Raw genomic sequence first — 9,445 nt, 5'->3', positions numbered from 1 at the left:
GTGAGTATTTGACCGTGTGAGCGCCGTTGGTTATCGCGCTTGAGCGCCACTGGATATTGGGGTCGAGCGCCGGGGGTAGTGCCGGTGAGCGCCACCGGGGGTCGTGGTGGCGCTCACCGGCTCTGGGTTATGCGGTGGCGGTGTGTTCGCGCATGTTGGTGCCGCCGGTTTCGATCCAGATGGTGTTGTGGACGATGCGGTCCATGATCGCATCGGCGTGGACTCCGGAGCCGAGGCGCTGGTGCCAGTCTTTCTTCGCGTACTGGGTGCAGAACACGGTGGAGACTGCGTCGTAGCGGCGTTCAAGCAGTTCCAGGAGCATGCTGCGGGTGCTGTCGTCGGGCGGGTCGAGGAGCCATTCGTCGATCACGAGCAGCGTGAACGCGGCGTATTTGCGGAGGAACTTCTCCTTCCCGGCGGGCCGGTCCCTGGCCGCAGCCCAGGCCTCTTCGAGGTCGGGCATGCGTATGTAGTGCGCCCGATACCGGTGCTGGCAGGCCTGTTTCGCCAGCGCGGAGCCGAGGTAGGACTTCCCGGATCCGGTGAAGCCTTGGAACACGACGTTCTGCTGTCTGGTGATGAAGGTGCAGGTGCCCAGTTGGGCAATCACCCCGCGGTCGAGGCCACGCTGTTCGACCAGGTCGAGGCGGCGGAAGTCCGCGTTCGGGTAACGCAGCCCCGCCCGGCGGATCAGGCCTTCGACCTTGCCGTGGGTGAACGTGGCGTGGGCGTCGTCGACGGCCAGCTTGATGCGTTCTTCGAACACCATCCCGAGGGTGAGGGTGTCGTCCTGGGTTTCCAGGGCGTCGACCAGGCAGGTGGCGCCGATCTCGCGGAGCTTGCGTTTGGTCTCGGTATCGATCCGGGTCATCGTGCGCCTCCGTAGTAGTCGGCCCCACGCACGTACCCGACCGGCCCACCGCCGCCGTTCTCCGGTTCGATCCCCGGCCCTCGGCTGCGGGTGTGGTCCTGGTTGGTTTCCAGGATCGGCCTCAGATGGGCGTAGCGGGGCGAGCGGACCCTGGACGCCAAGGCGATCTGGCAGGCTGCTTCGAGGCGTTCAGTCGAGTAGCGGCGAGTGAGCCGCAGGACCGCCAGCGCGGCATCGAGGCCCTGCTCATCGACCGGGACGGACTCGAAGATCCGGTTGACCACGGTCAGCGTGTTCTCCCCGACCCGGCCCGCCCACTGGCGGACCCTGGCCGCGTCCCATTGCCGGTAGCGCGGCCCCTCGGGCAGATCGGCGTCGTGGGTGCGGTACTGGTTGAACACGCCTGGTGGTGCGAGCAGGTGGCTGGTCAGCCGCGTGTGACCGGTGAACACCTCGAGCATCGTGTCGGTGACCCGCAGATCGACACTGCGACCAATATGCGAATACGGCACGGAGTAGAAGTTCTTCTCCCACACGACATGCCCATTCTTCTGGACTCGTCGCCCGTAGACCCAGCGGCTGATCTCGAACGCGACCGCGGGCAGCGGCCGCAGCAGCGGCTTCTCCTCCGCTTCGAACACACTCAGCCGGGAGCCTTGGCGTTTCTGGAAGGGTTCACGGTTGTAGGCCTCCACCCGCTGGTAGATCGCGGCGCGCAGCTCGGGCAGCGTGGCGAAGCGGCGGTCCCGGAGCCCGGCGATCACCCACGTCGCGACATGCGCGACGGTGTTTTCGACGCTGGCCTTGTCCTTGGGTTTCCGGACCCTGCCGGGTAGCACCGCAGCCGAGTAGTGCGCAGCCAACTCCCGGTAGGCGTCGTTGAGGACCACCTCACCCTCGGCGGGGTGTTTGATCACGCCGGTCTTCAGGTTGTCTGGAACGATCCGCGGGACGGAGCCGCCGAACCAGTCGAACATCGCCACATGCGCCCGCAGCCACGTGTCCTGCCGCATATCCAGGGCCGGCTCGACGAACGCGTAGCGGGAGAACGGCAACGTGGCCACGAACAAGTAGACGCGCTGCTGCTGCCCGGTCACCGGATCGGTCAGCTGCATCGTCGGCCCGGACCAGTCGACCTCGATGCTCTGCCCGGCCTTGTGACCGATCCGCGACGCGGCCCCGCTGACCAGGACATGCTGCTGATAGTTCTTGCAGAACCGGTCATAGCCCATCGCCGTCGACCCCTCGACGCGGCATCGGTCGACGTACTCGCCATGGAGCAGCTTCAACGTCACCCCGACCCGGGCGAGCTCGCGATGCACCGACGGCCAGTCCGGCTGCGCATGGACGCTCTCATGCTCCCCGCGGCCCGGGAACAGACGGGCATACACCTGCGCCTCGTCCAGGTCGGCGACGTCGTCCCAGCCGACGTCCTCCCGCTCGGCGGCCTCGATGACCGCGGTCACGCTATGGCGTGACATGCCCTGCGCGGCGATCTGCCTGCCCGAGAACCCCTCCTCGCGGAGCCGAAGCACCAGCTTCGCTTTGATCTTGCGTACCATCCCAATCACTCCTTCTGCCGCGTGATAGGCCACACGGCAGGAGGAGCCTACGAACCCCGCACCCGGCGCTCACCGACACGAACCGGTGGCGCTCAACCCCACGAACCCGCACGGCGACGGATGGCGCTCAACCGCAATACCGCTGGCGCTCAGAAGACCGAATACTCAGCCAGCACCGATTCGGTCGGTTGTTGGCGCTTGAGCGTCCCCGTGCCTGGGCCCGACAGAGGAACGGGCGACACGGCCCCGACTCCTGAGGACGAACAGGAAGACGGTGATGGCCATCAGGATGCGCGGGTCAGACCCTCGCAGTTGTCGGGGGGCTCTCAGGATGCGTGGGCCCTGACGAGGGCATCTCCGACGGGGATGGGCCGGAACAAGCGATCGAGGTCTTCAACACGCACCCTGATCAGCCGCACTCCAAACCGGGCTGCTGGCAGACGGCCAGCGGAGATACGACGACGTAGAGTGTCAACACTTACTCCGTAGTAGAGAGCAGCCTGTTGAAGGGATAGCCACTCGGCGCTGGGATACTTGCTGGCTTCGGGATGCGTAGCGACGGCCATTACGACAACTCCTTTGATGGCAGGGCGCGAGATTCGGTGGTGCCCCCCCTCGCTGTGTTCTCTTGCTAGTAAGAACCCGGCCCGGAGCTGGACACAGCGTGAGCAACGGCGCCCTACTCCGGGCCTTGGTGCCCACTCGGTGCCCAAGCAGGCCACCGAGGCGCGAGGCGGAGGACCATCACCAGGCACCAACCGGACATGTGTCGACAGCCGACCCCGCCTCCCGTGGGAGCTGCCTGACCGGAGACGTCCGTCCACGCAAGCACCATCCTGACCACCGACCTGTCAACGATGCCCGGCGCGCCCAGGCATGTAGCGCTGTGCGGCCGCGGGGTCCTGGCGCCTGAATGCGGGACTCCCCTGTCCATCGCACCCAGGAAAATGATACGAGTGCCCCCACGAAGCGCACGCACTCCCGAAAAACTCGGGGCACATTCGGGGCACGAATCGCGTCTGGCACCCCGCTGTGCCCCAGAAATGGCGATTCCCGCCCTAGTCAGAGCGGGAATCGTGGTGGCGGAGGATACGAGATTCGAACTCGTGAGGGCGTTAACCCAACCCGCTTTCCAAGCGAGCGCCATAGGCCTCTAGGCGAATCCTCCAAGGCGAGACCTTACCGGAGCGGGTCCTGACCTCTCAAGTCGGGGGAGGACCCGTGCCTGCACCGTCCCCCGCGGTTGTGCCGCGGAGGCTCAGAGCACCATCGCCGCGACCCAGCCTGCCGCCAGCAGCGGCAGATTGAAGTGCAGGAACGTGGGGATGACGGTGTCGCGGATGTGGTCGTGCTGGCCGTCCGCGTTCAGACCGGCGGTGGGGCCGAGCGTGGAATCGGAGGCGGGTGAGCCCGCGTCGCCGAGGGCTCCGGCCGTGCCGATGATCGCCACGGTGGCCACGGGCGAGAATCCCAACGAGATGCAGAGCGGCACGTAGATGGCCGTGATGATCGGAAGCGTCGAGAACGAGCTGCCGATGCCCATCGTGACCAGCAGACCCACCAGCAGCATCGCGAACGCGGCCATGCCCCGGTTGTCGCCGAACAATGCGGCAGAGCCCTCCACGAGGGGCGCGATCTGCTCAGTGGCGCGCATCACCGACGCGAAGCCCTGCGCGGCGATCATGATCAGCCCGATCAATGCCATCATCCGCATGCCGCCGGTGAAGACCTCGTCGGCGTCCTGCCACTTCACGGCACCCGTGATGATGAACAGGCACAGCCCGAGCAGAGCGCCCACCAGGAGCGGATCGGCAGCGGATCCCGCGAAGGTCAGCCAGACCTGCACGCCGAAGGAGGCGACGATGGCGGCCAGTGCAATGGCGATGCGGTAGCCCTTGATCTCTGACGGTGCGTCGTGGTCCACCACCGCGTCCCGGTCGTACTCGCGGGGCCGCCGGTAGGTGACGAACACCGCGACGACAAGGCCGATCACCATGCCCAGCGCCGGGATTCCCATGGCGGACATCACGTTGACGCCGCTGACGTCGAGACCGGAGGCGATGATGTTGCCGTAGAGGATGTCGCTGAGGAAGATCTTGCCGAATCCGATGGGCAGGAACATGTAGGTGGTGACAAGGCCGAACGTGAGCACGCTGGCCACGGCCCGCCTGTCGAGGCGCAGCCGGTTCATGATGATGAGCAGCGGCGGGATCAGCAGTGGGATGAACGCGATGTGCACCGGGATGAGGTTCTGGCTCATGATCGCCATCGCCAGGATCCCGGTCAGCAGGCCGGCGGTGGTCCACCGGGTGACCTTCTGCGACCTGCTGAGGTCGTCCGCGTCGAGCTTGCGGATCAGCCAGCTCGCCAGCAGTTGGGGCAGGCCGGAGTGCGCCACAGCCATGGCGAACGCGCCGAGGAGCGCGTAGCTCAGGGCGATCTTCGCGCCTCCGGCCAGTCCCTCCTGGAACGCCACCATCGTGCCCTCGAGGCCGAGGCCCGCCAGCAGGCCGCCGACGAGGGCGCCGAGGAAGAGCGCCAGCACGACGTGCACACGCAGGACGGACAGCACGAGCATCACGACAACAGACAGCACGACGGCGTTCATGGCGGACCCCTGGGAGAGAAGGACTGGAGCGCGCGCAGACTATCGGACGCCTGCGCGGAGGGCGACGGCGGTGCCAGTCAGAGCGCCGAGCGCAAGACGGCCCGAAGATCGGGGTCCACGACGACGCGGCCCACGGGCCTGCCATGGCCGAGCACCGGTTCCGGGTCCAGAGCCCTCAGCGCCGGCGTGTCGTGGCCCAGCGCGGCCAGCACGGCCACCACCGGCGCGACCGTGCCCCGGTGGTGGCCGTCGCCCACCTTCACCGCGACCCCCGTGCCGTCGGCCAGCCCGATCGCGTAGCAGCCCTCGGCGCCCACCTTGCACACCAGCCCCGGTATCTCGCGGTGCAGGACCACCTCGTCGCGCCGTGTGCCCGACGCGTACTCGGGGTGCGCGCGGAAGGCGTCGCCCACCCGTCGTTCCGGCCCCGTGGGTGCCCCGGCCAGGCGGCCGAATGCCCGTGCCAGGCCGGCCAGGCTGACGGCGAACGCGGGGGCGCCGCACCCGTCGACCACCGGCTCGCCCACGGCCTCGCCGGCCAGCTCGGCGATGACCTCGCGCGAGAGGATCTGGAGCGGATGGGTGATGTCGAGGTAGGAGTCGGTCGGCCAGCCCGCCCGCGCGCAGGTCCGCAGCATGCCGGCGTGCTTGCCGGAGCAGTTGTGCGCCAGCGGCTCCCGTCCGTGCCCGTCCGCCAGCCAGGCGGCCTGGGCCCCGGCGTCGAGCGGCAGCCCCGGCGTGGTCTGGAGGTCTGCGGGGGACAGGCCCGCCCCTTCGAGGATGCTGCGCACGCCGTCGAGGTGGAACGTCTCCCCGGAGTGCGAGGCGCCGACCAGGGCCAGTTCCGCGCCGTCGACGTCGAGCCCGTGGCGCAGCATGGCGACCGCCTGCAGCGGCTTGAGCGACGAGCGCGGAAGGATCTGGGAGGAGGTGTCGCCCGCGGCGAAGCGGACGGTTCCGTCCGGCGCCGTCACCACCACCGCGCCGTGATGCAGGCACTCGAGATGCCCACCCCGCCACACCTGCGCGATCACCGGATCCACCCTGCTCACCATGACGCGAGCCTAGGCCAGGAACGTCGACAGGGCCCCGCCGATGCATGGGGTAGAGTTGGCCCCGGTTCCTCGCGCGGCGGTACCTCGCCCAACTCCCCCAGGGTCGGAAGGCAGCAAGGGTAAGTGAGCTCTTCCGGGTGCGCGAGGGGCCCTTTTCTTTGCCCCTGGAAATGTCGTGCCTCTGGAATAGGGTGGGTCGCGTGGACGACGAGTACGACGAGGACGAGTACGCCCTGATCAGCGATCAGGCGCTCGGAGCGGCTGACCAGCCCGGGTTCGAGCCCATGGAGGGGCCGGGCCTCTTCGATGAGATTCCGGACCCGGTGGAGGATGCCCCGGCCCTGCACGTGCCGCCGTCGAAGCTGGACCACACCCCCCGTCGCGAGTCCCCGGCGGCGCCCCTGGCCCTGTATCGCCGCTACCGCCCGGACACGTTCTCCGAACTCATCGGCCAGGACCACGTCACCGTGCCGCTGCAGCGGGCGCTGGAGAACAACAAGGTCAACCACGCTTACCTCTTCTCCGGCCCGCGGGGCTGCGGGAAGACCACCTCGGCGCGCATCCTGGCGCGCTGCCTCAACTGCGAGAAGGGGCCCACCTCCACCCCCTGCGGACAGTGCGAGTCGTGCCAGGACCTGGCGCGGGGCGGCCCCGGGTCCATCGACGTGATCGAGATCGACGCAGCCTCCCACGGAGGTGTCGACGACGCCCGGGACCTCCGTGAGCGCGCGTACTTCGCCCCGGTGGCGAGCCGCTACAAGATCTACATCATCGACGAGGCGCACATGGTGACGCCGCAGGGGTTCAACGCGCTGCTCAAGCTGGTGGAGGAACCGCCACCGCACACGAAGTTCATCTTCGCCACCACGGAGCCGGAGAAGGTCATCGGCACCATCCGGTCCCGCACGCACCACTACCCGTTCCGCCTCGTGCCGCCCCGCGTGCTGGGTGACTACCTGGCCGAGATCTGTCAGACCGAGGGCGTCATGGTGGACCAGACCGCCCTCCCGCTGGTGGTCCGCGCCGGGGGTGGTTCGGTCCGGGACTCGCTCTCGGTGCTGGATCAGCTGCTCGGCGGCTCGGGGGAGGAGGGCGTCAGCTACATGCAGGCCGCTGCCCTGCTGGGCTACACGCCCGACGCGCTGCTCGACGAGATCATGGACGCGTTCGCCGCGGGCGACGCGGCAGGGGTGTTCCGCACCGTGGACAAGGTGATCGACGTGGGTCAGGACCCCCGCCGGTTCGCCGAGGACCTGTTGCGTCGCCTACGGGACCTCGTCATCCTGTCGGCCGTTCCCGACGCGGCCACCAACGGGCTGCTGGACGTGGCGGCGGATCAGGCACAGCGCCTCCAGACGCAGGTGGCGGGCCTGGGCGCCGGTGAACTCACCCGCGCCGCGGAGGTGATCGCGACGGGGCTCACGGACATGCGGGGCACCACCGCGCCGCGCCTGCACCTGGAGCTGATGTGCGCACGGGTGCTGCTGCCCGGCGCGGACGCCGGTGAGCGTGGACTGCCCGCCAGGATGGATCGGCTGGAACGCCGCGTGGGGATGATGGGCGCCGCGGAGCCGTCGACGCCGGCCACCGAGCCCCCGGCGTCGACGCCTGTGACGCAGCGCGCCCCCGCAGCGCCCGAGTCGCCCGCCGCCGCACCGCACCGCGCCCCCGCGCCGCCGGAGCGCCCCGCAGCACAGGAGCCCGAGCAGCGGCGGCCGCCCGCCGAGCCGCCCCGCCAGCGTCCCGCCGGCGCCCCCCCGGAGCACTCGGTGGCGCCGCCAGCGCCCGCGCCGGCGAAGGCCGCGCCACCGTCGGAGGCAGCGAAGGCCCGCCAGGCGAAGCTGACCGCCGCCGAACTTCGGCGGGTGTGGCCCAACGTGCTGGAAGAGGTCAAGCAGCGCCGCCGCTTCACCTTCATGCTGCTCAGCCAGCACGCCCAGATCCTGGACGTGGCCGACGGCGTGCTGCACCTCGGCTTCGCCCAGACCGGACCGAAGGACAATTTCGGCAGCGGCGGCAGCGCGGACGTGTTGGCGGACGCGCTGATCCAGGTCATCGGGGTGGAGCTGCGCATCCAGTCGGTCCTGTCCTCGGGCGAGCCCGGCCCCGCCGCTCAGCCCGCGCAGCGGCCCACGGGCGCCCCCGTCGCGCCGCCACCAGCCCCGGAGCCCGCCCCCGTCCCGCAACCCGAGCCGGCTCCGGACGTGGAGGTTTCCCACGATGACGAGGTCCTGGACACCGAGCACAACGCCGAGGAACTGCTGAGCAGCGCGTTCGGGGCGGAGATCATCGCAGTGCGGGACCTCAACGAGTCCTGACGCACGCATAAGCTGGCCCTCAACCCATCCAGGAGTGAACCCACATGTTCGGTGACTTTGACATCAACGCGCTGATGCAGCAGGCGCAGCAGCTGCAGGACGACCTGGCGCGCGCCCAGGCGGAGCTGGCGGAGAAGACCTTCACGGGGTCGGCCGGCGGAGGTCTGGTGTCCGTGACGCTCACCGGCGGCGGGGATCTGGAGCAGGTCGACATCAAGGCCCAGGCCTGGGATCCGGAGGACACCGAAACCCTGTCCGCCCTGATCATCGCGGCCTTCCGCTCGGCGAAGTCGGCTGCAGACGCCGCCACGGCGGCAGCCATGCCGGACATGCCCTCGCTGCCGCCCATGCCCGGCCTCGGGGGCTGACCACTTCCGTGTACGAAGGGCCAATTCAGGACCTCATCGACGAGCTGAGCAGGCTGCCCGGCATCGGTCCGCGCGGCGCGCAACGCATCGCCTTCCACCTGCTCGACGCCCCCGCCGAGGACGTCTACGCACTGTCGGACACGCTTCGCAGGGTGAAGGAGACCTCGCGGTTCTGCGAGGTGTGCTTCAACATCTCGCAGGAGGAACGGTGCCGCGTGTGCAGGGACCCCCGTCGGGACCGCACGCAGCTGTGTGTCGTCGAGGAGTCCAAGGACGTCGTCGCCGTGGAACGCACCAACGAGTTCCGTGGGCTCTACCACGTGCTGGGTGGGTCTATCTCGCCCATCGACGGTCGCGGCCCAGCGGACCTGCACACGCGCGAGCTGTTCCAGCGCCTCGCCGATGGCGAGGTCACGGAAGTGATCCTGGCCACGGATCCCGACACCCAGGGCGAGGCCACCGCGGCCTACCTCAGCCGCATGCTGCGCGACTTCGGGGTGCGCGTCACGCGCCCCGCCAGCGGACTGCCCGTGGGCGGAGACCTGGAGTACGCGGACCAGGTCACCCTCGGGCGCGCTTTTGAGGGTCGTCGATCCATGTTCGACGCAGAGACGGACCGGGCGCGCGCCGTGGCGCTGCCGCCGCTGACCAGGTCGTGACGTT

At 69.1% G+C, this 9,445-nt stretch carries 8 protein-coding genes, 1 tRNA gene and 1 other RNA gene; 4 read left to right on the top strand and 6 right to left on the bottom strand.

Annotated elements, in window-relative coordinates:
* Nucleotides 1-127: 127 nt before the first annotated feature.
* The 6 genes from ACZK5N_RS08320 to ACZK5N_RS08295 all read right to left on the bottom strand — a co-directional run bounded on the left by ACZK5N_RS08320 (nt 128) and on the right by ACZK5N_RS08295 (nt 6,096).
* Nucleotides 128-871: an ATP-binding protein gene (locus ACZK5N_RS08320; protein ID WP_459017647.1), complete on the bottom strand. Its 744-nt coding sequence runs from the start codon at nt 869-871 to the stop codon at nt 128-130.
* A complete protein-coding gene (istA, locus tag ACZK5N_RS08315) occupies nt 868-2,433 on the bottom strand; it encodes an IS21 family transposase (RefSeq protein WP_459017646.1) in 1,566 nt (521 codons plus the stop codon). Before istA ends, ACZK5N_RS08320 begins: the two co-directional genes overlap by 4 nt.
* Nucleotides 2,434-2,759: 326 nt before the next feature.
* A complete protein-coding gene (locus ACZK5N_RS08310) occupies nt 2,760-2,999 on the bottom strand; it encodes a helix-turn-helix domain-containing protein (RefSeq protein WP_182799173.1) in 240 nt (79 codons plus the stop codon).
* 514 nt (nt 3,000-3,513) lie between these two features.
* Nucleotides 3,514-3,601: transfer RNA gene (locus tag ACZK5N_RS08305), tRNA-Ser, on the bottom strand.
* 90 nt (nt 3,602-3,691) lie between these two features.
* Nucleotides 3,692-5,041 (bottom strand): Na+/H+ antiporter family protein, encoded by a 1,350-nt coding sequence (locus tag ACZK5N_RS08300; RefSeq protein WP_459017645.1) that lies wholly within the window; start codon nt 5,039-5,041, stop codon nt 3,692-3,694.
* Between the two features lie 77 nt (nt 5,042-5,118).
* Nucleotides 5,119-6,096 carry an asparaginase gene (locus tag ACZK5N_RS08295; protein WP_459017644.1) on the bottom strand — a complete coding sequence of 326 codons (978 nt, stop codon included), beginning with the start codon at nt 6,094-6,096 and terminating at the stop codon, nt 5,119-5,121.
* Between the two features lie 60 nt (nt 6,097-6,156).
* On the opposite strand from ACZK5N_RS08295, the gene ffs reads away from it, so the two are divergent.
* The 4 genes from ffs (at nt 6,157) to recR (ending at nt 9,441) form a co-directional block, all read left to right on the top strand.
* Nucleotides 6,157-6,253: signal recognition particle sRNA small type (ffs, locus tag ACZK5N_RS08290), an RNA gene on the top strand.
* Between the two features lie 13 nt (nt 6,254-6,266).
* A complete protein-coding gene (locus ACZK5N_RS08285; RefSeq protein WP_459017643.1) occupies nt 6,267-8,414 on the top strand; it encodes a DNA polymerase III subunit gamma and tau in 2,148 nt (715 codons plus the stop codon).
* 44 nt (nt 8,415-8,458) lie between these two features.
* Nucleotides 8,459-8,782: a YbaB/EbfC family nucleoid-associated protein gene (locus ACZK5N_RS08280; RefSeq protein ID WP_459017642.1), complete on the top strand. Its 324-nt coding sequence runs from the start codon at nt 8,459-8,461 to the stop codon at nt 8,780-8,782.
* An 8-nt stretch (nt 8,783-8,790) separates the two neighbouring features.
* Nucleotides 8,791-9,441, top strand: coding sequence for a recombination mediator RecR (gene recR, locus ACZK5N_RS08275; RefSeq protein WP_459017641.1), 651 nt, complete (start codon nt 8,791-8,793; stop codon nt 9,439-9,441).
* The last annotated feature ends 4 nt before the right edge of the window (nt 9,442-9,445 follow it).

The sequence above is a fragment of the Tessaracoccus pujii genome (genome assembly GCF_055326215.1).
This window is presented reverse-complemented; position numbering and strand designations above follow the sequence as displayed.

What these genes read in the sequence shown, in the direction of transcription:
- ACZK5N_RS08320 (WP_459017647.1), bottom strand. Translation starts at nt 871, where the DNA reads ATGACCCGGATCGATACCGAGACCAAACGCAAGCTCCGCGAGATCGGC.
- istA (WP_459017646.1), bottom strand. Translation starts at nt 2,433, where the DNA reads ATGGTACGCAAGATCAAAGCGAAGCTGGTGCTTCGGCTCCGCGAGGAG.
- ACZK5N_RS08310 (WP_182799173.1), bottom strand. Translation starts at nt 2,999, where the DNA reads ATGGCCGTCGCTACGCATCCCGAAGCCAGCAAGTATCCCAGCGCCGAG.
- ACZK5N_RS08300 (WP_459017645.1), bottom strand. Translation starts at nt 5,041, where the DNA reads ATGAACGCCGTCGTGCTGTCTGTTGTCGTGATGCTCGTGCTGTCCGTC.
- ACZK5N_RS08295 (WP_459017644.1), bottom strand. Translation starts at nt 6,096, where the DNA reads ATGGTGAGCAGGGTGGATCCGGTGATCGCGCAGGTGTGGCGGGGTGGG.
- ACZK5N_RS08285 (WP_459017643.1), top strand. Translation starts at nt 6,267, where the DNA reads ATGTCGTGCCTCTGGAATAGGGTGGGTCGCGTGGACGACGAGTACGAC.
- ACZK5N_RS08280 (WP_459017642.1), top strand. Translation starts at nt 8,459, where the DNA reads ATGTTCGGTGACTTTGACATCAACGCGCTGATGCAGCAGGCGCAGCAG.